The following is a 25,194-nucleotide window of genomic DNA, read 5'->3' as shown; positions in this document are numbered from 1 at the left end:
TTTCTAATGTTTCCTTTATTTATTATTGTTCTTCTCTAATGCTTCCCATACTCCGTTTAAGTAACAAGCACCTAAAGCTCTGTCGTATAATCCGTATCCAGGCATTGCAACTTCATCCCAGATCATTCTACCGTGGTCAGGACGAATGATTCCATCGAACCCAGTTTCATATAAAGCTTTAAGGATTTCATACATGTCCATTGAACCATCTGATGATAAATGTGCAGCTTCCTCAAAGTCACCTTCATGGTTGTATTTTAAGTTACGAACGTGAGCAAATGGAATTCTTCCTGCTGCCGCTCTAATGATTCCTGGTATATCATTTTTAGGGTTTGATCCTAAAGAACCTGTACATAATGTTATACCATTATGTGGCTTATCAACAGCCTTTAATAATCTTTCAATATTCTCTTTGTTTGTTACGATACGTGGTAATCCAAAGATTGGCCATGCTGGATCGTCTGGGTGGATTCCCATTTTTATATTGTGCTTCTCACAAACCTCAGATATAGCCTCTAAGAAGTATACTAAGTTGTCAAATAACTTTTCTGAATCTATATCTTTGTATGCGTCAAATAATTGCTCTAATTTTGCTAAACGCTCTGGCTCCCAGCCTGGCATTACAAAGCCCTTACACATTTTCTCCATAGACTCACGCATTCTTGTTGGAACAATTTGATCAACAATTGCTTGATCGTAAGCTAAAACAGTTGAACCATCCTTACGAGGACGTGCTAAATCGGTACGAGTCCAGTCAAATACTGGCATGAAGTTGTAGCACACTATATTTATTCCCTCTGAGCCTAGATTATCTAAAGTTTCAATGTAGTTCTTTATATGCTCTTCTCTTTTTTCTGTTCCTATTTTTATATCATCAGATATATTAACAGATTCGATAGCTGCAATTTCAAGACCTGAAGCTTCTACAACGCTTTTTAATTCTCTGATTTCTTCTTTAGTCCAAACTTCACCAGGCTGTTTTCCCATAAGTGTTGTAACAACTCCCGTTACCCCTGGTATTTGACGTATTTGCTCTAAAGTAACTGTATCGTATCCTGGTCCGTACCAACGTAATGTCATATTCATAATTAAATTTCTCCTTTTCTTGTAAAAGCTTTTATTATATTTTAATGTAAATTTATTATTTAAACTTACAGATAAATTCATATTTATATTTGTAACTTAATTTCCACTTTGAAATTCTTCTCAAAAAATTCAATAAGCTGCCTATCCATGTAATTTCCCTATTTATATTGATAAGCAGCTTATTTGCTTATATTTTATATCTCATTTTAACCTGCAAAGAATCGTGCAGGGATAGTTACTAGTGCAGGGAATAGTATCATAAGTACTAGTATGATAACCTCTGCAAGTAAGAATGGCCATACAGCCTTAACCATACGCTCCATATTAATTTTCCCAGCACCACATGCAACGTTTAATACCGTTCCAACTGGCGGTGTAAGTAATCCTAAAACAGTAACTAGAATAAATACTACTCCGAAGTAAACTGGATCAATTCCTGCTGCCTTAACTGCTGGTAATAAAACTGGTGTTAATATCATAATTGTTGGTGTAACATCCATTGAAGTTCCAACTAATAAAACAATAACGCAAATTACAAGCATTAATATAACTGGATGATTTATAAATGGTGCTAGAATTCCTGTTACGATTTGAGGAATATTTCCAACAGTCATAAGCCAAGATGAAACCATTGCTGCTGCTGCTAAGAACATGATAACCGCAGAAGATTTTGCTGCTGTTACTAAAGCGTCCATAAGCATTGTAATTTTAAGTTCACGGTAAATCACCATTCCAACTACCATAGCATAAACTGCAGTAATAACTCCTGCTTCTGTTGGTGTAAACTTTCCACTACGAAGACCAACTAATATAAATACTGGAAGTAGTAACGCCCAGAAACCGTCAATTAGTGATTTAATAACAACCCTCTTAGGTTGTTTCTCTGCTGTAGGTAATTTGTCCCTTTTAGCCACAAAGAACCAGATTACACATAATGCTACTGATAAATATATTGCTGGCGCTATACCTGCTAGGAATAGGTTTGTAACTGATACTCCTGCTTGTACCCCAAATACGATCATCGGTACTGATGGTGGCATTATTGGAGAAAGAATATTTCCTGCAGCAATAAGACCTGTTGCCTTATCCCTACTGTAGCCAGCCTTAACCATCATAGGTATTAAAATTGCTCCAAGGGCAGCTGTTGATGCAACTGCAGAACCAACCATACTTGCAAATAAAAGTATAGCAATGATTGATACGTATCCTAGTCCACCACGAACGTGTCCAACTAAAGAGTTAGCAAAATTTACGATACGTTTTGTGATACCACCACGGTTCATAAACTCCCCTGCTAATATAAAGAACGGTACGGCCATCATGGAAAATGAATCGGCACCTGAGAATAAATTTTGCGATAAAATTTGTGCATTAAAGCCATTCATAAAGGCCATCATTGACACACCACTAAATAATAGTGAGAAAGCAATTGGTAATCCAATCAGCATTGATCCTATTAAGGATACTAAAAATACTACAAGTGTCATCCTATTCCTCTCCTTTCTCTCTTAATCGTTTTGCATATTCTTCATCTGATAGACTTTCTGCATTTTCCTGTGCATTTGCAGCAACATCATCGTCATCTGCAGTCTGCATTGTAACAATTTCTGAAATCTTATCCTTATTCTTAAAGGCATGAACAATATTTCTTACTGCAAGAATTGCTATAGCAACTCCAGTGATAATGCCACTGAAATATAATATAGAGTAAGAAATTCCTAATGCTGCAGTATGAGAATCTACATTTAATGTAACCATTGCTATAGATCCTTTAACTAAAATAGCCATAAGTGCAACTATAATTACTTGAGAAATAGTGTACATCGCAAGCTGGAAAGGTGGCTTAACACGTGAAATTAATGTATCAACCCCTAAGTGTCCATTAGAGTGCATAGCACTAATTGCTCCTATATATGTAACGTAAACAAATAAATAACGTGAAATTTCTTCCGACCAAGTTAAACCTGAATTAAACATCATTCTTAGTACAACATTTAAAAATACAAAGAACACCATTAAACCAGTTAGTATACCAGTAAAATAATCAACCCATTTGAATAGTTTATTCAACAAGTTAACTCCCCCCTTTTATTCAATATTTTCTATCATTTTACGAATGTCAGCAGCCCATGAATATTGTCCATCAAGATAATCATATACAGGCTTAATTTTTTCCTGCATATTTTCACGATCTGCATCTGTAAGCTCAGTTACAACAATACCTTTATCCTTCATCATCTGAACATCTGCATCTAATTGCTCTTCATATAAATCCCAAGCATAGTGAGATGCTTTAATTGCAGCTTCTTCAAAAATTTCTTTATCTTCTTCAGGTAAAGCATCCCAGAATTGATCTCCTGCAAACAACTCTAATGAAGCTATAATATGGTTACTGTTTAATATGTAATCTTGAACTTCATACCACCCTTCATTCTTAACTGTTGCGATTGGGTTATCTTGTCCATCTGCAACCCCTTGCTCAAGAGCAGTAAATACCTCTCCTAAATCCATGATTACAACGTTTGCACCAAGACTCTCAGCAAGCTTAACGTGGATTGGGTTGTTTGGCATACGAAGCTTTTGACCTTTAAAATCCTCTAACCCTTCTAATGGTTTATTAGATGTAAACACCCTTGCACCATTAGGGAACCAAGATAATAATTGAACTGGCTGAGAAGATTCAATATCCTCTGCAATATATTCACCAAGATCTCCTTGATAAGAACGACGAGCATGTCCTACATTACGGAAAACAAAAGGGAAATCTGGAATTGCCATTACTGGTGTTTCTGACCACATCGGTGTTCCAACAACACACATTTCCATTATTCCATTTCTAGTATAGTCATAGGTAACCTTTTCACTACCTAAAACACCAGAGTCATAAATTTGAATATCATATTTACCCTTTGTCATTTCTTCGATCATTGGCTTAAAAACCTCTTTTAAAGCAATAGACACCGGCATCTGATTTGAAACACAAACTGAAACTTTTACCAACTGTGCGCCATCTGATTTAGATGTACAACCCGTTGTAGATATCAACATTATTGCACAAACTAAAAATACAAGAACTTTCTTATAAAGATTTCGAAGTTTCATTTTTAAATTCTCCTCCTAATAAAAATACTTTTAAAACAACTTTCCCTTATATACTAATATATTAGTTTATTTTTTTCAATAGTTTTAATAATAAAATATTTTATTTTTATTCAAACTAGTATATATTTTTTTGAAATTTTCTACATATATCTACATTTTAATATCATTTTTTAAATTATATTTTACTCTCAAACCCTTTATATACAGCGCCTTAGCCCTCTTTGTGCTTTTAAAAGCTATAATGAAATCTTTTAAATTTAAAACGATTTCAACTCATTATTATTTTATCATATTTTTCCTGCAAACATAGCAAAGTTCTCATTTTTAAAAAAATATTTCATTAAATATGCCTTATTTTTCTTCCCTATCCTCAAAGAAAACATAATGATTTTTCTGATAAATACCTTGTTGACAAATTTTCACCCTTAAATTAATATACTAGTATATCAGTTTAAGAAATAGGAGATGTTAAAATGAAAGCTGTACAAATTGTAAAACCACATGAATTAAAAATTATCGATGTTCCAATGCCTACATTGGATGAGAAAAATAATGTATTAATTAAAATGACTGCTACAGGTATTTGCGGTTCCGATATGGGGATTTATCACGGAACTAATGCTGCTGCTACTTATCCTCGTATTATTGGACATGAAATGGTTGGTATCGTAGATAAAATAGGACAAGGTGTTAAAAACTTAAAAGTTGGAGATCGTGTTATTATTAATCAAGTTGTGAATTGTGGGACCTGCTATCCATGTAGTAAAAATCGTGGAAATGTTTGTGATAGCTTAGCTGTTCGAGGAGTTCATATTGATGGTGGATATCGTGAATATATAGCCGTTCCTGAAAATGATTGTTACATACTTCCAAATGAACTTTCTGATAAGGATGCAATTATGATCGAACCTACAACTATTGCAATTCAATCTTGCACTCGTGCAGAACTTGAAAAGGACGATATTCTTTTAATCATGGGTTCTGGAGCACTTGGAAGCACAATACTAAAAATAGCAAAACTTTTATGTGATACAATTATCGTTGCTGATATCATGGACGATAAACTAGCTATTGCAAAAGAACAAGGTGCTACTCACACTATTAACGTTTTAAAAGAAGACTTAGTTGAAAAAGTAAAAGAGCTTACAAACGGCCATGGTTCAACAGTTTCTATCGATGCTGCCTGCACAAAAGATTCTTTAATGCAGCTATTAAAAGCTACTGGAAACGCTGGTCGTGTTATAACAATGGGCTTTTCAACTTCAGAAACTTCAGTAAACCAATTCCTTATCACTTCAAAAGAACTAGATGTAAGGGGCTCTCGTTTACAAAATAAAATGTTTCCAAAAGCAATTTCTTTAATCAAGGAAGGGAAATTAGATTTAAACAATGCCGTATCTCATACATTCCCATTAACTGAAGCTCAAAAAGCCTTTGATTTCGTAGATTCACGTGATGCTTCTATAAGAAAAGTTGTCTTAACTTTCGATTTTTAATTAAAGAATGTGTAGAATAATCTATTTCTTTGTTGTATAATTAATATATTAATATATTAAATACACAAAGGGAATTGATATTGATTATGAAATTACTTGAAAGAATGCCAACGGAAAATGCTAGAAACTATGTTTTAAGAATATTACTATATAACATTTCCAACTTAATATTAGAACCAGGTCAAAAACTAAGTGAAAACGAAATTGCTGAAACACTAAATATTTCAAGAACACCAATTCGTGAAGCACTTATAGAACTTAGTAAGATTGACCTTGTTGAAATATATCCTCAACGTGGTAGCTATGTTTCAAAAATCAACTTTAACATCATTGAGGAGTCTCGCTTTTTAAGACTTGTCATTGAAAAGGAAATCCTTACTTTGATGTGTCAAGGTGTAGAACAAAAATACATCGATGCCTTAAGAGAGAATCTAGAACAAGAGAAAAAATGTGCCGCAACTAACGACATTGCACAACAGTTGTTTCTAGATAATACTTTTCACAAAATCATGTATGAATCAGTTGGAAAGATATGGACTTACGGTATCATTTCAACGCAAATGGTTCACTTCGATAGACTTAGAGCTTTAGCTTTAACTTCTATACCTTCAATCAAAAGTGAACGTACCATTCAAGACCATGAAAACATCCTTTATGCCATCGAGCATAAAGATGCAGAGCTTTGTGAAATGATGCTTACAAAACACTTAACAAGACATCAGCACGAAAGACAAGATTTATTAGAAAAATACCCTCATTTCTTCAAGTAACAATTATGAATTAAATTATAAATAAATGCCAAGGCTTAATGCCTTGGCATTTTAATTTTCCAATTTAATTTTAAGTTATAACCTTTCCCTACAATTAGTCATTCAAATTTACTCATTAAAAAGAAAGATTTACATAATTATTATATAAAATGTCACAAAAATATCATCTCAATTGTGTAATAATCTTATATTTAAAATAATAAAATTAACTATGCAACTATATAAATTTACAGGAAAGGGGTTATTTTATGGCAGTCGCTTCATTAGTATTGGGGATTATCTCTATCGTTCTTAGTTTCTTTGGTGGTATCAACCTATTTGGAGGAATTATAGGTATCGTTGGAATCATCATGGGTGTATTAGGCAAAAAAGATCCAACCAAAGCTGGCATGGCTAAAGCTGGTTTTATTTGTTCTATTATCGGAACAATTCTTTGCTTCATTTTCTACGTTGCTTGTGTTGCATGCATAGGTTCTATGGGTGCTATACAATAATATTTTAGACAAGTATACAAACTACTTAAAAGAGCTTTTCACAAGCTCTTTTATTTACATTAAGGAGATACTATGAATTATATTAACTTTTTCAATATAGCTATTCCAAGTTATAGTCTTATGATTATCCTAGGCTTAATAATCTCAAATATCGTTGCTTTAAATGTAATAAAAAAACATCAATTAATTCTTGATAATTTTATATTGCTAGAAACCTACTGTTTATCCTTTGGTATGCTTGGAGCAAAGCTTCTTTATTTATTTATAATTCGAAATGCCATTGACTGGAGTCAAATTTTCAATTGGAGTTATACCAAAAATCTTCTTCAAGGTGGGTTCGTATTCTATGGAGGATTAATTGGAGGGCTAGCAGGAATTTTTATAGCCAGCTTTCTACATAAAATAGATGTAAAAATGTATATTACCAAATTGATCTTTTGTGTACCTTTAGCTCACGGCTTTGGAAGAATCGGATGTTACCTCTCTGGTTGTTGTTATGGAATGCCTTATAGTGGGCCTTTCCATGTAGAATATCACAATATTCCCTACGCCCTATGTGAAATTAAGTTATTTCCAATCCAATTGGTTGAAGCAGTAATCTTATTTTTGTTAGCAATAGTTTATTTCTATCTTGCGTATTATAATAAAAAATCACCTTCTTTATTGCCAATTACTTATTTTATAACCTATGCAGTAATACGTTTCATTCTTGAGTTTTATCGATTTGATATCCAAAGAGGCAGCTTTTGGGCGCTTTCAACTTCGCAATGGATTAGTTTAATGATTCTCACTTCCTCTTTATTAATAATTGTTTTTAAAAAGACCTTCAAAAACTCTTATACTATATAAATAAAAACGCCTCAGTGAATATCACTGAGGCATTTACTATAATAAAATATTTTCTAAAGGCTGAGTTGTTTTAAAAGTTATTTTCATTAGAATTCATATTTTACTATATCTCTATAATTTTACTTATAATCTATTTTGCTTCTTCTCTTCTCTTTTCTAATTCAGCGTGCATAGCAGCTAATTTCTCTTTAGATAAATCATAGATGAATAATAGTGATACAAATCCTATAACATATCCAACTAGAGGTATTCCCGTTATAATCTTCATTATTCCGTTAGCAACCTCTGGAGTTTGAGTAGCAGCTCCTGACTGGTATCCGATAAAAGCAAGAGCAAATCCACCTAAACCACCAATAACTGCTTGTACTAGCTTTCTAACTAGTGAGTAAGAAGCATATACTATACCTTCTTCTCTTTTTCCTGATAAGTACTCTTGATAGTCAATAGCATCTCCAACTAAAGCCCAAGTTAAGATGTTGAAGAATCCAGCTCCTATGCTTGATATAAAGTAGATTCCCATGTAAACATATGGGTTAGTTATTGGTACTAAGAATAGTACTAAGTATGCACCAATTGATAAAATTAAAGTTGATGCTGCTGTTTCTTTCTTACCAAATTTAGCAACAAATTTTCCAGTAAACGGCATTATCATGAATGATGATACAACCCCTAGAAGTCCTGCTATAGTGATAAGACCTGGATTTTTAAAGTAATCCTTAAATAAGTATGAGTTTAAAGACATAGGAAGCATTAACGCTAAAAGCATTCCGAATGAAGCCATCATGATTCCTAGTAACGCTCTGTTTTTAACTAACATTTTGATTGATCCTAATAAACCAATTTGGGGACCGTTAGCGTTTTCATTTTCTGTATGTTTAACTCTCTCTGTAGTTAATCTGTAAGTTAATATGCAGCAAACAGTTGAAATTATAGCATATATTATTGCTGCCTTGAAAAATCCTTCTGCACTAACTCCGCCTTCTGCATTAAAGATAAGCATTGGAGTTAATACCATAGCTATTAAGTTAGCAAGCATAGAACCTATTGTTCTAAAAGTAGATAAAGAAGTTCTCTCTACTGAATCCGATGTCATTACTGTTGATAATGAACCATAAGGTATATTTACAGCTGTGTAAGCCATTCCAAATCCAATATAAGTTACATAAGCATACACTAATTTAAGATTTTGAGATAATCCTGGTACTGAAGTAAATGTTAAAATCGCAAATATGGCAAGTGGAATTGATCCCCAAAGTATAAATGGTCTGAACTTTCCGCTTTTACCCGCTTTTCTCTTATCTACAATAATTCCCATCATTGGGTCATTGATAGCATCCCAAACTCTGGCCACAATCATCATTGTTCCTACAGCTGCTGCACTTATTCCAAATACATCTGTGTAGAAAACCATTAAGTAACTAGTTATAAATCCAAATAATAATCCGTTTCCTAAGTCACCAAACATGTACCCTAAACGATCTTTTGTTCCAAAAGGCTTTACTGATTCAACCTGTTCTATAGGTTGCTCTAATTTTCTAGCTTCCATATTAAAATTCCTCCTACGTATCTTTTGTTAATGTAAAATTCCATGTAAACGTGTTCTTGAATCGTTAACATTATTATATCTCCATATTCACAAAAACAACACGTATAATTTTAGTCTTAGGTGTATTATTTTAGTCTATTGTCTTTATATTTACTTAATAAATACAATTAAATAATTACAAACAAAACTAAATAATTACAATGTTTATTTGTTTAAAAACACCTAAAACCTTGTGATCTCAATATATCTAAAACGATTACAACAGCTGTATTTATAGCTATTTTATTTTTAAAATATTTTTTATATTGAGGATTTATATAAAATACATACTATTGTTTATATTATAACTTTTTTCGATAAATTTACAATACAGTGAAAACCAATTCATTTAATCAAAAACTAATTTAGTCAACCTTTTATTCCCTAATTTACTTTTCCTTAAATTTCACAATCAAATCAACGCTCTTTATCTATCACAGTTTTAATTTATTCTTATAAGCTATACTGCTTCTTTAAAAAAGCATAAAAGCATATTCTTTATCCATAAAATAAAGAGCGTTCTCATTGAAAGAGTCCGCTCTTAAGATACAAGTTTATACTTCTTCTTTATTAAACTTTCTATACTCACTAGGGGACACCCCTGTTATCTTCTTAAATGTTTTTGAAAAATACTTCTTATCATTATATCCTACATAGTAAGCAATATCCTCTATCTTAAACTCTGTTGCCATAATAATAAATTGAGCTTCTTTAATTCTTATTTCATTTACATACTCCGATACAGTTTTTTCAGTCTCCTGTTTAAATTTTTTAGCCAAATAGGTTGGATGAATAAAAAGCTCCTTTGCAATATTATTAAGACTTATTTCTTTTTTAAAATTAAGCTTAATATAAGTTATAGCATTTGAAACAATCTCTGAATAAACCCTAGTATTATACTCATTTACCAAGTCACAATAGTCTGCTACCATATCTGACATTAAATTTATTAACTCCCTGATAGTTAATGAGTTCTCAATTTTTATTGCAAAATTCTCAGAAGTTTTATGAATAAAATACTCATCAATTCCTTCACTTTCTATAGATTTTCTAAGAAGTGTATTAAAAACAATCGCTAAATTTTTCACATTTCTAATAGGCTTCTCTGGAAATCTGTTGAATTGATTTATTCTTTCATAGGAATCTGTGTTAAATAGTTCAAGAGCTATATCCTTATTCCCTTGACTCACATAATGAAGAAGCTGTCTCTCTGTTTTATACATCTTCTTAATCCAAGCTAAATTCTTTTCATAATCATCAAGGGTATAGTTAAATCTTCTTACACCTAAGTTTCTATCATCTTCCTCTAGTGCTGACTTAGTAATATTCCCTGTATTAATAAGTGTTGCAACAATATTAGCAATAGCCTTTTCTTGTGATTTATTTATAACTGTGATACTTTCGTAAAAGAACTTCTCTCCTTCTTCCATTAGAACACTTGGAATGATATCATCCAAATATGGCCCGAGGACAAGAGCCCCTTGATAACCTTCTTTGTCATAAACCCCAAAGCCCATGTATCTAAGCCCCTTGCTACTCTCAATATGATAAACAATTTCCTTATCACGCTTTGCCAGAATCGATACTAATCTTTTTGCTATTTCTTTTTCCTCTTCTTTAATAAGTTCAGGCAGTTCAACAGTATTAAATCTTTTACTAATACTATTACGAAAATTACTAACAATAAGATTCAAGGGAAATATAGCGCTTACATTTTCATGAATAAAGCTAATTTTTTCTTCCTCTAGTTTCATATTTCTTCATTCTCCCCTCTTACCTTCTAACTTTATTTATTATAACATGTATTTTAAATATAATAATGATTTCCCCTTTAAGATGATTATTTATTAACTATAAAAAACACTTCAACGCTCATATTTTATTTATATTTCATCAGCCTTTGCTAACTATATCATTACCATACATCCTTTAAAATATATAAATCTACAATCACAACCACATCTTCCATAAGTAACATAATTACTATTTTCAGACATAAAAAAGCAAAGTTAAGATTTTAGAGGATCTTAACTTTGCTTTTTATCTTATAGATATTTACGTTGACACATAAGCCTATAAAATTTTTAATTCAGTTCCCCCACTCTCCATGAAGCTCTTCATAGCTTAATCAGTTAATTCTTAGTCTTTCCCCTATTAGTGTACAATTGTAAAAACTATAATAACCCCTTCCTTAATCCCCCAACTAAACAACCACTTATCTTTTACCCCTTACATTCAACAAGTTTATTGTTATTAAAATCTTTTACTAGGTCTTCTTCCAGTTTCTCACCAGATAAATTCAACAGAATAAATCACTGAAATCAACCTAATTCTTTTATATTTTAATAACATTACTATAATTGCTACTACAGTATATCACAGCAGCTCTGACATAATTTGTCGAAATTTTTGTTGTATTAAATTACATATTCAATTAAGTACATAAAAAAGATTAGCCTCCGCATAAATGTATTGTAAATATTCACATATACATTTAACAAAATCTTTTAAAAACAATTTCTATTTAGCTTTTAACCTTTTTAGCGTTGATTTTTTCTTTTTTCAATGATATTATGATTACTGAAAAAAATAATAAAATGTTGCTTACAGCTATAGGTTTTTCTGTTTCTGATTATAAACAGGCAAATCTATAGCTTTTTATTTTGCCTTTTAAAACTTTAGTATCTTAAAGGCAGCTTCATAATGTACAACTTGAAAGGAGATAAAATGAATACTACAGAAAACTTAATGGGGACAAAGAAAATAACGCCCCTTCTATTATCAATGTCTATACCTCCAATGATTTCCATGATGATACAAGCCCTTTATAACATAGTGGATAGTATCTTCGTTGCCCGTTTAAGCCCTGATGCTTTAACAGCTGTTTCCTTAGCTTTTCCAATGCAAAACTTAGTTCTTGCTTTATCTGTTGGCTTTGGAATTGGACTTAACGCCTGCATAGCCAGAAAATTAGGAGCAAAAAATTATAAGGCCGTAGAACAAACCGCAACTCACGGATTTCTTCTAACAGCCCTACATTCAATACTATTTATGCTTATAGGAATCTTTGTAACTAAGCCGTTTCTTAGTATATTTGCACAAAATGATCAAATATTAAATATGTCTTGTTCATATACTTACATTGTAATAATCTGTGCCTTTGGACAACTATTCCACTTATATGCGGAGAAGATCTTCCAAGCCACAGGGAATATGATTACTCCAATGTTTATCCAAGGATTAGGTGCAATAATAAACATAATTCTTGACCCTATCCTTATCTTTGGACTATTTGGCCTTCCAGCTATGGGTATTGCTGGAGCAGCTATTGCCACTATTACAGCTCAAATTATTAGTTGTGGTGTATCCTTTATACTATTTTTCCAAAAGAAGAACCCTGTAAAAATTAATTTTAAAGACTTTAAATTTAGCATGGATATAATAAAAAGTATTTATACAATAGCAATTCCATCAAGTCTTATGATTGCTCTTCCATCTGTCTTAGTTGGTATCTTAAATGGTATTCTAATTGGACTTTCTGATTTCGGAGTAGGAGTATTTGGTATTTATAATAAGTTGCAGACCTTTATAGTTATGCCCGCAGGTGGAGTAATTCAAGGCTTACGCCCAATAATGAGTTACAACTATGGTGCAAAAAATTACAACCGTATGAGAGAAAGTGTTAAATCTGCCCTAACTATTACTGGGATAATAATGTTCTTTGGAACCCTGCTTTTCTTAGCTCTTCCAAAACAAATCATCTCTTTATTTAATGATGACCCTGAAATCCTTAAGGTAGGAGTATCTGCCCTTCGTATAATTAGTGTTGGCTTTGTAGTATCAACAATTTCAATTGTACTTTGCGGAGCCTTTGAAGCCTTAGGTCATGGTATGTTATCTTTAAAGGTATCTTTATTAAAGTCCTTACTTATAATACCACCTGCAGCCTTTATATTCTCACGCTTCATAGGCTTATACGGGGTTTGGATAGCTTTCCCTCTTGCAGAGCTTATTGCCTCTGTAGCAGCTCTAATTTTATACAAGAAATTCTCAAAGGAAATATATCCTCATAATTTTAAAAAAAATACCAGAGTTATTAAATAGAACAATAAAGACCTGCCACTGAAAGTGACAGGTCTTTTCTCTTTTATAAATACTTTTGTTGCAACTTTAAATTTTTTCAAATACTGACTTCTAAATTCTAATAGAATAAATTTACAAGACCAGTAGAGAAGATTGGCACGTAAGTTAATAGTAATAAGTTTGCTAATAATAATAATAGATAGAAAGGTAGTGCCTCTTTAATGAAATCTTTCGTTTTACACTTAGTGATACCACAGGTTACAAACATAAGAGTTCCCATTGGTGGTGATATTGCACCAATAGCATTGTTAAAGATGTAGATCATTGCAAATTGAATTTCGTTAATTCCATAAGCAGCTGCAACTGGAGCTAATAATGGAACTAAGATTATCATTGATGCATTTCCCTCAATAAACATACCAACAATTAAAAGGAAGATGTTTACGATTATTAAAAATACATATTTATTGCTTATAACTTCTACCATCCAAGCTGTTAATTGTTGTGGAATTCTCTCTTTTGTTAAGATCCAAGAGAATACACTTGCTGCTGCAACGATTAACATGATTGAAGCAGTTGTAGTAACTGTTTCTTTTAAACCTGTTGCTAATTCTTTTGCTCTAAGCTCTTTAAAGAAAAACCCTAAAGCTAAAGCATATATTATTGCGATCGATCCAGCTTCTGTTGCAGTGAATATACCCATACGAATACCACCAATGATGATTATTGGTAAACAAAGTGGTAATATTGCTGGCTTTAAAGCTGATGTAAATTCTTTCTTAGTTATCTTCTCTGTACGAATTGGAACATATCCTCTCTTTTTAGACATGTAACTAACTAAAAGCATCATGCTTCCACAAAGTAAAGTTCCAACTCCTATACCAGATATAAATAGTTTTCCTATTGATACGTTAGCAATACATCCGTAAAGAATCATTGCTATTCCTGGCGGAATTAATGGTGTAATCATAGAAGAACATGCTGTTACAACTGTTGAGAAAGATTTTGAAAAACCTTTTCTCTCCATTTCAGGTACAAGCATCTTAGACTGCATTGCTGCGTCCGCTATGTTAGAACCTGAAAGTCCTCCCATTAATGTTGAAAGAAGAACATTAACCTGAGCTAATCCTCCAGACATTCTTCCTGTGATAACTTCACAGAAATCCATGATTCTCTTAGTAACTCCAGTGTAGTTCATAATTATACCAGCACATACGAAGAATGGTATCGCTAAAAGTGATATACTTTCTGTTCCTGTTATTGCTTGCTGTGCATAGATAACAGGGTTAACATTTGGGTTAAGAAGGAAGTAAATAGCTGATCCTCCTAATACAGATATATAAACTGGCACTTTCATAAACAATAGTACTAACATTACTACTGCTGAAATCATAATAATTGAATCCATTAGTTTACTACCTCCTTATCCCCTGCTTCTACTGCAACGTCTTCATCTTTTGTCTTAATATACTTGCTTGTAAAGTAGCTGATTATCATAAGTCCATATGATACTGGAGCAATTCCATACATTAAGTAGTAAGGAATTTTTAACATACTTGTACTTCTTCCACTCTTAACAAACACAGATACAAACCCTATACTTTGCTTAAATAAGTATCCTATCACTAGTAAAACTACTATATCAACTAAAAATCCAATTATCTTTTGAATGCTTTTAGGAAACATTTCTACTACCATTTCAATGGCAACATGATTCCCTGTACGGAAGGCTGCACCACCTGCTGCAAACACAATCCATACTAAACAGAATAGTTGAACTTCCTCTAGCCAAGTAAATGGCTTTCCTAAAGCGTATCTAAACACAACACCTGAAGAAGTTAATACTATTAATATAACTAGGGCAATTACGGCGATGGCAATATCAAGATTGCCAATCACCTTTAAAAATTTATTTTTTTCCTTCAACGGATTCACCTCATGTTCTATAAACTACTTCGCTCCCATAGCCTCTCTTACAGTGTCATATAATCCTTCTGACCATCCGAAAGTTGCTCCTTTTTCATAGAAAGGTGCTGCTGCTTCTTTAAACTGAGCCAATGTTTCTGGTGTTAATTCAGTAACTGTAACACCTTCATCCTTCATCTTTTGAAGGTATTCTGCTTCTGATTTTTCTTGTAATTCATTGTTGTAAAGACCTGCTTCTTCACCAGTAGAAACTAATAACTCTTGCTGCTCTTTAGTTAAACTGTTAAAGAAGTCTGCACTTCCTACCCAAGTAGTGAAATTCTTAACGTGTCCATCTAATAATAAGAATTTAGCAACCTCATGTAATTTTCTTCCGTATAAAGTTGCAAGTGGGTTTTCTGCACCGTTAATTGTTCCTGTTTGTAATGCTTGGTAAACTTCTCCTAAGTCCATACCTGTTGAAGTTGCTCCAAGAGTATCAAATCCTACAGATTGAATTTGGTTTCCAGGCACACGAACCTTTAACCCTTTTAAATCAGCTGGACTTGAAACTTGTTTAGTTGTTAATGTATGTCTTTCTCCATACTTCCAATTTGAAGTAAGAATCTTTAAGCCTTTTTCTTCTAATTTAGCACTTTGGTCTGCATACCAATCACTCTCGATTAATGTCCAGCATTGCTCCCAAGAATCAAATAAGAATGGTCCGAATACTATTCCGAAATCAGACACTCCGTAATCTGCATAGAATGCTCCGTCTGCTAAAGTTACAACTGGCTCTCCAAGAAGCATTGAGTCTATAAGCTCACTCTTAGATCCTAATTGACTGTCTGGATAAAGCTCTATTTTTATGCTTCCATCACCCTTCTCATCAACTAATTCCTGCCATTTTTCAAGAGCTTGTCCTATCGGCTCGCTCATAGAGTTTTCAAAACCAATTTGAACTACTACTGGATCAGCTGCTGAACCTTTTCCTGTAGAATCACCCTTTCCTGAATCACTGCTTCCACAACCTGTTAAAGCTGTCATTGCAATTGTTGTTGCCATAACTAATGATAATAATTTTTTAATTTTCATAAAAATATCCTCCTTTAATATATGGTATATAGACCTTTTAATGAATTTTTCTAAGTTAGTATTCAAAGTTTTTATAGAGTGAGATTTTTCTAAGTTTAATTCAAGCCTACTGCACCTAACCCTATTAAACATGATTTCCTTGAAAGCTACTTATTAAAATTCTAATAAAACCTTTAACATTGAAGCTGCATTTTTATCAAACTCTTCAAAAGCTCTTGGTGCATCATCAAACTTGTATGTATTTGTAACAACTTTATCCAAATTAACCTTTCCTTCTTTAACAATGTCAATTAACTCTAAGAAATCCTTCTTAAGAGCATTTCTTGAACCGAATACGTTTAACTCTTTCTTTTGAATCATTGTGAAGTTAAAGTCTAAGTTTTTCTTACCTACCCCGATTAACACTACTCTTCCACCGAAGGCTGCTGCATCTATACAATTTTGGAATGTTGATGGAAGACCAACGGCTTCTATAGTTACATCAAATCCATTTCCTTTTGTTAGGTCAGCAACTTGCTTTTCAAAGCTTTCTGGACTATCATTCAAGATTTTTCCATCTAATTCAAATTCTTTGTAAGCATATTCTAATTTCTGCTCTGCCACATCACTGATGTAAACTTCAGCTCCTAAAGCCTTAGCAGCAACTGCAGCTAAAACTCCGATTGTTCCTGCTCCAATTACTAGCACCTTATCTCCAGCCTTTACATCTGCTCTTGATACTCCATGATAGCTAATGCAGAAAGGTTCTATTAAAGCTAAAGTTTTAGCACTTAATCCTTGTCCATCATATATTCTATCGATTGGCATTGTTATATACTGCGCGAAAGCACCTTCTCTTTGTACACCCATTGTTTGGTTTGTTGTACAGCAGTTTACTAAGCCTCTTTCACAAGAGTAGCATGTTGTACAGTTAAAGTAAGGATTACATGTAACAATCATGCCCGGCTTTAACCCCTTATCATTTTCTCCAATTTCAATTATTTCTGCTGAAAATTCATGGCCTGGGATTCTTGGATAAGAAACATATGCAAAAGTTCCTCTGTAAGTTCCTAAATCACTTCCACAGATTCCACCATATAATATCTTTATTAATGCTTCACCTTTTTGGGGTGTTGGCATTGCAACTTCTTGAATTTCTACTTCACCTGGATTGTTTATTATGATTTGTTTCATAATTATTCCCCGCTTTCCAATAATTGTTGTATCCTTTGTTGTATTCTTTGTTGTATCCATCAATGTACTCATATTAACATGGGTTTTTTTAATGTCAACATTTACATTCGAATTTTTTAAAAGAATCAGAATTTTATTTGGAACCTTTATAGTATTGTCTAAATAAAATTTTTTCTCCGTTTATCATTATTTGACTATTTACCATCAGAATGGTATTATAACCTTAAAAAATATAATATTTGTTAATAGAAAGAGGATTCTATGAGTAAGGTAAGCTTAAAACAACAAGCCTATACGACTATAAAAAATAAAATTCTTACCTGTGAATATCTGCCTAACTCCTTTCTAAATGAAGATCTTTTATGTGAAGAACTTCAGGTTAGCAGAACTCCAGTTAGAGATGCACTAGGTCGTTTAGAGCAAGAAAATCTAATAAAAATAGTTCCTAAAAAAGGTTTCTTTGTTACTCCTTTATCTGTTGGAGAAATAAATATGGCCTTTGAAGCTCGTCTTTTAATTGAGCCTTATATCATTTCAAACTATTGCAATCACTTGACTTCAGAGGTATTAGATAAGTTATATATTAATGTTAAAAAGTCAAGAGAGTACATTTCCAGCAATAATCATAATGAAGTGTTTAAATTAGACGATGAATTTCATAAAGAAATTCTAAATCAGTGTAACAATCACTATTTACTTCAAACTCTTAACACTGTTCATAATCAAAATTCAAGACTTCGTATTATAAGTGGACGCTACGGTGATAACAGATTAAATGAGACAATAGATGAGCATTCTAAAATTTTAGATTGTCTGGCTAAAAGAGATGTTTCAGGTGCAGCTAAAGCCATGGAGCATCATTTACTTACAGCTAAAAATTCTGCTTTCGATGCATTTATAGGAAACAGAGCTCAAGGTCTAATATAAAAAATAAAATCTTCAAAAAGTTTTTTTGAAAGATTTTATTTTTTTAGAAAATTTGATGTATATAACAACGTATACATCTGTTATTATGATTTTATAATAATTCCTAAAACGGAGGTAACTAATCATGAAAAAAATAAATGAAGCAGTAACTAAAACATACGGAAATTATCCTGAGAGAATTCTACAATTTGGAGAAGGAAACTTTTTAAGAGCTTTCACTGATTGGATGATAGATAAAGCTAACAGAGATGGAGTTTACGAAGGAAGCATAGTCTTATGTCAGCCAATCGCTCCAGGTCTTGCAAACCCTATAAATGAACAAGATGGAATCTATACTCTTGCGATGAGAGGTATTGAAAACGGCTGCGCCACAGAAAAAATCGAACAAATAACTTCTGTATCAAGATGCATAAACCCATATGAGAACTATGAAGCTTTAATGGAAATAGCTAGAAGTGCTGATTTAGAGGTAATAATCTCTAACACAACAGAAGCTGGTATCTCTTACAAGAGCGGCTGCAGTATAAATGACGCTCCTCCAGCAGCTTTCCCTGCTAAAATCACTGCTTTCTTATATGAAAGATATAAAGCTTTTAACGGTGCTGAAGACAAAGGTCTTTTATTCTTACCTGTTGAGCTTATAGATAACAACGGGACAGAACTTAAAAGAATAGTTCTACAATATGCAAATGAGTGGAACCTTGAAGCTGAATTTATAAGTTGGATAGAAACAGCAAATAAATTCACCAACACTCTAGTAGATAGAATCGTTACAGGATACCCAAAGGATGAGCTAAGCTACTTTGAAGAAAAATTAGGATATAAAGACAACATAATCGTTACTAGTGAGTTATTCAACCTATGGGTAATTGAAGGTAAAGAAGAATGGTCTAACATCCTTCCAATCCACAAAACTGATGCAAATGTAATTTGGACAAGCGATGCTAAACCATATAAGAAGAGAAAGGTTCGTATCTTAAACGGAGCTCACACTTCTACAGTACTTGCAGCATACCTTGCAGGACATGACATCGTTTTAGATTTCATGAATGATGAAGTTGTTAAAACTTTCTTAGATAAAGTAATCTATGAAGAAGTAATTCCAACTTTAGATTTACCAAAGAATGAGTTAGAAAGCTTTGCTGCTGCAGTATCTGACCGTTTTGCAAACCCATACATCAAGCACAAGCTTCTTGATATATCTTTAAACTCTTGCTCTAAATTCAACGCAAGATGTATGCCATCATTACTTGGCTATGTTGAAGCAACAGGAAATCTTCCAAAGTACTTAACCTTTGCTTTAGCATCTTTCATCAAGTTCTACAACATAACAAAAACAGAAGATGTCTATGTTGGAACACGCAAAGATGGTACTTCATATAATGTTAATGACGATGCAGAAGTTCTTGAGTTCTTCGCAAAAGTTTGGGCTGAAAAAGATGCTGCTGTAATAGCTAAAGCTGTACTTTCTAACACTAACTTCTGGAGCGGTAAGGATTTAACAACAGTTGATGGTTTAGCAGAAGCAGTTGCTAGCTACTTAAAAGCTATGGAAACAAATGATATAAGAGATTTAATGAAAGAATTAATCTAAGGAGTAAAGCTATGAGCGACAATAAAAATTTAATCATAATTTCTAAAAAAGATAGTGTTGCTGTTGCTTTAACTGATTTAACTGCAGGCAGCACTCATACTGTAAACAACCTAGAAGTTACTTTATTAGATAACATTCCTTTTGGACATAAGGTAGCTATTTATGACCTTGAAGAAAATGAAAACATAATAAAGTATGGACAACCTATAGGTCATGCTAAATGCCCTATTAAGAAAGGTCAGCATATCCATACTCATAATTTAAAAACTAATCTGGATGGCGTTCTAGATTATGAATATAAAAAGAATGATGAAGTTTTAGCTAAGTTTAATACAAGAAAAGAAGCTTACTTTGATGGTTATGTTAGAGCTGATGGAAAGGTAGGTATCCGTAACGAGGTTTGGATAATTCCTACTGTTGGCTGCGTTAATACTACTGCTAAACTTTTAGAAACTGTTGCATCTAAAAAATATGCTGATAAAGTTGATGGAGTATTTGCTTACACTCACAACATGGGCTGTAGCCAATTAGGTCACGATCATAAAACTACCCAGCATATCTTAAAGGGCTTAATCAACAACCCAAATGCTGGTGCAGTTCTTGTTCTAAGCTTAGGCTGTGAAAACAATCATCTTGAAGATTTCAAACCTGTCCTAGGAGAATATAATCCTGATAGAGTAAAATTCCTTGTAACTCAAGATGTGGAAGATGAATATGAAGAAGGAATGAAAATCTTAGATGAATTAGTTGAATATGCTTCTTCTATGAAGCGTGAAAAAGTTTCTGCTGAGCACCTTGTCCTTGGCTTTAAATGCGGTGGCTCCGATGCTTTCTCTGGCATAACTGCCAACGCTCTTTGCGGTAGAATCAACGACACTGTTGTTGAGCATGGTGGAAGTACTATATTAACTGAAGTTCCTGAAATGTTTGGAGCAGAAACTCTATTAATGGAGAGAGCTGTATCTGAAGATATATTTAATGATACCGTAAGCTTAATCAATAACTTTAAAGGCTACTTCACAAAATATAATCAAACAATATATGAAAACCCCTCACCAGGTAATAAAAAAGGTGGAATTTCTTCTCTTGAAGAAAAATCCCTAGGCTGTACCCAAAAGGGCGGTCACGCTCCAGTAGTAGGAGTTCTTAACTATGGTGAACATGTAGATAAAAATGGTCTTAACCTTTTAATTGGACCAGGAAATGACCAAGTTTCTTGTACAAACCTTGTAGCCAGCGGTGCTCAAATGGTGCTGTTCACAACAGGTCGTGGAAACCCATTTGGTTCTCCAGTTCCAACTGTAAAGATTTCTTCAAACACTAATCTTTACAATAAAAAGAAGCACTGGATTGACTACAATGCAGGTCAACTTTTAGATGGTAAAACCTTCGATGAAGTAACAGAGGATTTCTTCCAATATCTTTTAGATGTTGCATCTGGTAAAATCCAGACTCGTAACGAAGAATTTGGATATAAAGAAATATCTATCTTTAGAGATGGTGTTATACTATAAACTTATCCATAATTCAACCTCAAACCCCTAAATAAGAAAAGAGTCTGCCACACAGAAAAGTGGCAGACTCTTTTCTTATTATATTATTAATATATAAGAATTACGTAAGAATTCTTTCCTTAATCATTTATTTTTTCTTTTTAATTTTTTATTGTACCAAAACTATATTTAAAATTATTTATTCATATACACTTTTGTACTCTCTTAAGTCTCTACAGTGCTTAATACCTTTTCTGCACATTCTTTCTGCTTTATCATTGGACATCCATACTTTTTAGCCACATATGAAGTAAGCATTGGTGTAATCACAGCTGTTATTATTACTACCGCAGCAAGCTGGGTTGTAGCTGAAACCACATAAGGCTGATAGGATGGATCGATTAATGCCACTGCCGCTGGTGTTGCAATTGCATTTCCCGCTGTAGTTGCCGTTGCCATCCCCGCATAGCCTGGTCTTCTATTTAGAAATCTATCTCCTAAAAAAGCTGAAGTTCCACTTATAATTAAAACAATGAAGGCTAAGATAAAGCCTGTCGGTCCAGCCTTAAGGATATCAAAGAAATTAATAGTTCCCCCCAAGGCAAACCCTGCAAAGGGAAGTACAAGTCCAACCCCTGGAGCCATCAGCTTTCGTATATCTTCATCCAAATTTCCAAGGATAATTCCTATTATTAATGGCATTATTGCAGCCACCAAACTCATAATTGGAATCTGAGCCAGTCCTGCCGCCCCTAGGGTAACTAAAGTTAGAAATGGACCATCACTGATATTTAAAACTGCTTGAGCAGCCATATCCTGTGAATCCCCATAGGTTCCAACTAAAGCCATATACAACCCGCTATTAGTACTGATCAAAGCCACTAATATAGCTAAACTAGATATTCCAAATATGCCCTCTATTCCAAAAAACTTTGTTACTAATATTCCTATGAATGCTCCAATCACGTACTTAGAGCCCAAGAGAACACCACCTCTTTTTAGAGCCACCGGCGCCTCTTTTAACTTTATCTGTGTACCTATAATGAAAATAATAAGCCCAACTAGAGTTGATACTGCTGATGCTGAAAATAACCCTGTAGTAAAAGACCCTATCTGTACTATTTTCGGACAAAATGTATTAATGATTGCACCAATAACCATAGGAACAACCATTATACCTCCTGGCAATTTCTGGATAAACTTTAACATGTATATTCCTCCTGCTCAAAATATTAGCAATTTAAGAATACAACATTGGATACACAATTAAATTATATACGTTTTATCTTAGTATTCCAACACTTTTCCAAACTTTAGACCTTCAGTGTCCAAAATTTGGACTCCGAAGGTCTACTTCTTACTATAGTTATATTTTCACCTATATCCCCTTTGCCATATTGTATATAGCCATTATGTCTTCCTTCTTTAGAGTTTTAAATCCACCGATAACTCTTGTATCCTTAAATGTACATTTATATGCCATTTCTTCTATTTGCTCCTCTGAAATTTCTTTAATTCCTAATTCGTATAGTGAAGTTGGCATATTAATACTTCTAAAGAAATCCTCAATTTTCTCAATTCCCCTTAAAGCTGTATTCTCAGGACATTGAAAATCCATTTCGCAACCCATTACTCTTACAGCAAACTGAGCAAACCTTCCAACATTCTCTTTATAAACATAACGTGCCCAACTTCCCCATATTGCTGCAAGTCCTGCACCATGAGCCACATCAAACATACCACTTAATTCATGTTCAATTTGATGAGATGCAAAATCTGTTACTCTTCCTGTTCCCATTAATCCATTATGTGAGATACTTCCTGCCCACATAATTTCAGCTCTTGCACTGTAATCCTTTGGATTTTTCACTAACTTTATGGCATTCTCCATAACTGTTACAAGGAGACCTTCACTTAATCTATCAGTTAATTCTACATCTAAAGTAGGCGTAAAATACCTCTCCATGGTATGCATCATTATATCAACAACCCCTGATGCCGTTTGATAAGCTGGAAGTGTGTAAGTTAGCTCTGGGTTCATAATCGCAAAAACTGGTCTTATGCAATCATGTCCATAGCCTCTTTTTAAGCCTGTTTCATCTTCAGTTATTACTGAAGAATTAGAGGTTTCGCTTCCTGCAGCAGCTATTGTAAGTACTGCTCCAACAGGCAATGCTGTTACTGGTGCAATTTTTTTACTATATATATCCCAAGGGTCACAGTCATTTGCAAGTGCCATTGCAGCAGCCTTTGCTGTATCAAGAACACTTCCTCCACCAACTCCAAGTATGAAATCTACTGAATTCTCCTTTGCTAAAGCCACAGCTTCTCTAACTAATTGAACTCTTGGGTTAGGTACAACACCACCAATTTCACAGTAGCTAACACCACTCTCTTTTAATGAGATGAAAATGCGGTCTAATAGTCCACTTTTTTTAGCACTGCCTCCACCATAAACCACTAATACACTTTTATAGCCATAGCCATTACAGATTTCCCCTACATTGTTTTCAGTCTCTTTTCCGAAGATTACTCTTGTCGGATTGTAAAAATCAAAATTAATCATTAAAAATCCCTCACTCCCTAAACTCTATCTTTGTCCATTTATTAATTCACAAGAATTCCCAAGGAATTCTTTCACTAATTCTTCATCTTTCATTTTAACTCTTCATTCAATTAAGATGGCTGTTTCCCTATATACGCTAAAATACCACCATCTACATAAAGAATATGTCCATTAACAAAATTTGAAGCATCTGATGCTAAAAATACTGTTGGCCCTGCTAAATCCTCTGAAGCTCCCCACTTTCCTGCTGGAGTCTTTGAAATTATAAACTTATCAAAAGGATGTCTTTCTCCATCTTCTTGAAGCTCTCTTAAAGGAGCTGTTTGCGGAGTAGCAATATATCCTGGTCCTATACCATTACATTGGATATTGTACTCACCATATTCTGCACAGATATTTTTTGTAAGCATCTTTAATCCGCCCTTAGCTGCAGCATAGGCAGAAACTGTCTCTCTTCCAAGTTCACTCATCATGGAACATACATTTATTATCTTACCGTGTCCCTTTTTAATCATTCCTGGCAGCACTGCCTTTGCCATAATAAATGGAGCCGTTAAATCTATATCTATAACTTGTTTAAAATCTTCAACACTCATTTCGCACATAGGAATACGCTTAATAATTCCTGCATTATTTACAAGGATATCAACAACACCTATTTCTTTCTCTATACTACTAATCATAGTCTTTACGGCTGTTTCATCTGTTACATCACAAATGTATCCTCTTGCCTCTATATCTTTACTCTTATAAGCTTCCATTGCCTTTTTCATATTTTCTTCACTTCTGCAGTTAAAAGCAATTTTTGCTCCAGCCTGTGCAAGGGCCTCTGCCATAGCAAAACCTATTCCATAAGCTCCTCCAGTTACTAATGCCACCTTACCCTTTAATGAAAAACTATCCATTACATTCATATTTCTTCCTCCTTAACTTTTTCTAAGCAGAAAGGCTGTAGTATAACTACTACAACCTCTCT

Annotated in this window: 21 protein-coding genes; 8 read left to right on the top strand and 13 right to left on the bottom strand. The window is 33.4% G+C overall.

From position 1 onward, the window contains the following. Positions 1-15: 15 nt before the first annotated feature. From uxuA to BN1075_RS02760, 4 genes are all read right to left on the bottom strand, one after another. Entirely contained in the window at positions 16-1,086 is a 1,071-nt protein-coding gene (gene uxuA, locus BN1075_RS02775) for a mannonate dehydratase (RefSeq protein ID WP_040191513.1), read from the bottom strand. A 206-nt stretch (positions 1,087-1,292) separates the two neighbouring features. Then, the gene (locus BN1075_RS02770; RefSeq protein ID WP_040191512.1) at positions 1,293-2,573 is read right to left on the bottom strand and encodes a TRAP transporter large permease; all 1,281 of its coding nucleotides are present in this window, start codon (positions 2,571-2,573) and stop codon (positions 1,293-1,295) included. A gap of 1 nt (position 2,574) precedes the next feature. After that, the gene (locus BN1075_RS02765; protein WP_040191511.1) at positions 2,575-3,159 is read right to left on the bottom strand and encodes a TRAP transporter small permease; all 585 of its coding nucleotides are present in this window, start codon (positions 3,157-3,159) and stop codon (positions 2,575-2,577) included. Between the two features lie 15 nt (positions 3,160-3,174). Next, entirely contained in the window at positions 3,175-4,188 is a 1,014-nt protein-coding gene (locus BN1075_RS02760) for a TRAP transporter substrate-binding protein (protein ID WP_040191509.1), read from the bottom strand. A gap of 473 nt (positions 4,189-4,661) precedes the next feature. Here BN1075_RS02760 and BN1075_RS02755 point away from each other — a divergent pair, with 473 nt between their 5' ends. The 4 genes from BN1075_RS02755 to BN1075_RS02740 all read left to right on the top strand — a co-directional run bounded on the left by BN1075_RS02755 (position 4,662) and on the right by BN1075_RS02740 (position 7,797). Beyond that, the gene (locus BN1075_RS02755; protein WP_040191508.1) at positions 4,662-5,684 is read left to right on the top strand and encodes a zinc-binding alcohol dehydrogenase family protein; all 1,023 of its coding nucleotides are present in this window, start codon (positions 4,662-4,664) and stop codon (positions 5,682-5,684) included. Positions 5,685-5,770: 86 nt separating this feature from the next. Continuing rightward, positions 5,771-6,454, top strand: coding sequence for a GntR family transcriptional regulator (locus tag BN1075_RS02750; RefSeq protein WP_040191757.1), 684 nt, complete (start codon positions 5,771-5,773; stop codon positions 6,452-6,454). Between the two features lie 248 nt (positions 6,455-6,702). Then, positions 6,703-6,948 (top strand): hypothetical protein, encoded by a 246-nt coding sequence (locus BN1075_RS02745; RefSeq protein ID WP_040191507.1) that lies wholly within the window; start codon positions 6,703-6,705, stop codon positions 6,946-6,948. Positions 6,949-7,020: 72 nt separating this feature from the next. After that, a complete protein-coding gene (locus BN1075_RS02740; RefSeq protein WP_040191506.1) occupies positions 7,021-7,797 on the top strand; it encodes a prolipoprotein diacylglyceryl transferase in 777 nt (258 codons plus the stop codon). Between the two features lie 130 nt (positions 7,798-7,927). Here BN1075_RS02740 and BN1075_RS02735 read toward each other — a convergent pair whose 3' ends face one another. Together BN1075_RS02735 and BN1075_RS02730 are read right to left on the bottom strand one after the other, a co-directional pair. Further along, positions 7,928-9,343: an MFS transporter gene (locus BN1075_RS02735; RefSeq protein WP_042386859.1), complete on the bottom strand. Its 1,416-nt coding sequence runs from the start codon at positions 9,341-9,343 to the stop codon at positions 7,928-7,930. 593 nt (positions 9,344-9,936) lie between these two features. Then, positions 9,937-11,136 (bottom strand): helix-turn-helix domain-containing protein, encoded by a 1,200-nt coding sequence (locus BN1075_RS02730; RefSeq protein ID WP_040191505.1) that lies wholly within the window; start codon positions 11,134-11,136, stop codon positions 9,937-9,939. A 973-nt stretch (positions 11,137-12,109) separates the two neighbouring features. Here BN1075_RS02730 and BN1075_RS02725 point away from each other — a divergent pair. After that, positions 12,110-13,486: an MATE family efflux transporter gene (locus tag BN1075_RS02725; RefSeq protein ID WP_042386857.1), complete on the top strand. Its 1,377-nt coding sequence runs from the start codon at positions 12,110-12,112 to the stop codon at positions 13,484-13,486. A gap of 97 nt (positions 13,487-13,583) precedes the next feature. Here the strand turns inward: BN1075_RS02725 and BN1075_RS02720 are convergent, their stop codons facing one another. From BN1075_RS02720 to BN1075_RS02705, 4 genes are all read right to left on the bottom strand, one after another. Next, a complete protein-coding gene (locus BN1075_RS02720) occupies positions 13,584-14,873 on the bottom strand; it encodes a TRAP transporter large permease (protein ID WP_040191504.1) in 1,290 nt (429 codons plus the stop codon). Then, positions 14,873-15,391 (bottom strand): TRAP transporter small permease, encoded by a 519-nt coding sequence (locus tag BN1075_RS02715; RefSeq protein ID WP_040191502.1) that lies wholly within the window; start codon positions 15,389-15,391, stop codon positions 14,873-14,875. Before BN1075_RS02715 ends, BN1075_RS02720 begins: the two co-directional genes overlap by 1 nt. A gap of 24 nt (positions 15,392-15,415) precedes the next feature. Next, on the bottom strand, positions 15,416-16,465 hold the full coding sequence (locus BN1075_RS02710; RefSeq protein WP_081911464.1) for a C4-dicarboxylate TRAP transporter substrate-binding protein: 1,050 nt from the start codon (positions 16,463-16,465) through the stop codon (positions 15,416-15,418). A 153-nt stretch (positions 16,466-16,618) separates the two neighbouring features. Further along, positions 16,619-17,710 carry a zinc-binding alcohol dehydrogenase family protein gene (locus BN1075_RS02705; protein WP_407637959.1) on the bottom strand — a complete coding sequence of 364 codons (1,092 nt, stop codon included), beginning with the start codon at positions 17,708-17,710 and terminating at the stop codon, positions 16,619-16,621. A gap of 189 nt (positions 17,711-17,899) precedes the next feature. Between BN1075_RS02705 and BN1075_RS02700 the strand changes: the two genes are divergently transcribed. The 3 genes from BN1075_RS02700 (at position 17,900) to BN1075_RS02690 (ending at position 21,673) form a co-directional block, all read left to right on the top strand. Next, positions 17,900-18,565 (top strand): GntR family transcriptional regulator, encoded by a 666-nt coding sequence (locus tag BN1075_RS02700; RefSeq protein ID WP_040191501.1) that lies wholly within the window; start codon positions 17,900-17,902, stop codon positions 18,563-18,565. Between the two features lie 124 nt (positions 18,566-18,689). Continuing rightward, a complete protein-coding gene (locus BN1075_RS02695; protein ID WP_040191500.1) occupies positions 18,690-20,159 on the top strand; it encodes a tagaturonate reductase in 1,470 nt (489 codons plus the stop codon). 11 nt (positions 20,160-20,170) lie between these two features. Next, positions 20,171-21,673: a UxaA family hydrolase gene (locus BN1075_RS02690; RefSeq protein ID WP_040191498.1), complete on the top strand. Its 1,503-nt coding sequence runs from the start codon at positions 20,171-20,173 to the stop codon at positions 21,671-21,673. A gap of 204 nt (positions 21,674-21,877) precedes the next feature. On the opposite strand, the gene BN1075_RS02685 is transcribed toward BN1075_RS02690, so the two are convergent. The 3 genes from BN1075_RS02685 to BN1075_RS02675 all read right to left on the bottom strand — a co-directional run bounded on the left by BN1075_RS02685 (position 21,878) and on the right by BN1075_RS02675 (position 25,132). Further along, positions 21,878-22,861 carry a 2-keto-3-deoxygluconate permease gene (locus tag BN1075_RS02685; RefSeq protein ID WP_040191497.1) on the bottom strand — a complete coding sequence of 328 codons (984 nt, stop codon included), beginning with the start codon at positions 22,859-22,861 and terminating at the stop codon, positions 21,878-21,880. Between the two features lie 169 nt (positions 22,862-23,030). Continuing rightward, the gene (locus BN1075_RS02680) at positions 23,031-24,218 is read right to left on the bottom strand and encodes an iron-containing alcohol dehydrogenase (protein WP_040191496.1); all 1,188 of its coding nucleotides are present in this window, start codon (positions 24,216-24,218) and stop codon (positions 23,031-23,033) included. Between the two features lie 110 nt (positions 24,219-24,328). Continuing rightward, positions 24,329-25,132, bottom strand: a complete 804-nt coding sequence (locus BN1075_RS02675; RefSeq protein ID WP_197072259.1) for a gluconate 5-dehydrogenase — start codon at positions 25,130-25,132, stop codon at positions 24,329-24,331. Positions 25,133-25,194 lie beyond the last annotated feature (62 nt).

It is taken from the genome of Clostridium culturomicium (assembly GCF_000821305.1).
GTDB lineage: Bacteria > Bacillota > Clostridia > Clostridiales > Clostridiaceae > Clostridium_J > Clostridium_J culturomicium.
The sequence above is the reverse complement of the archived record's forward strand: the minus strand, read 5'-3'. Positions and strand labels throughout refer to the sequence as shown.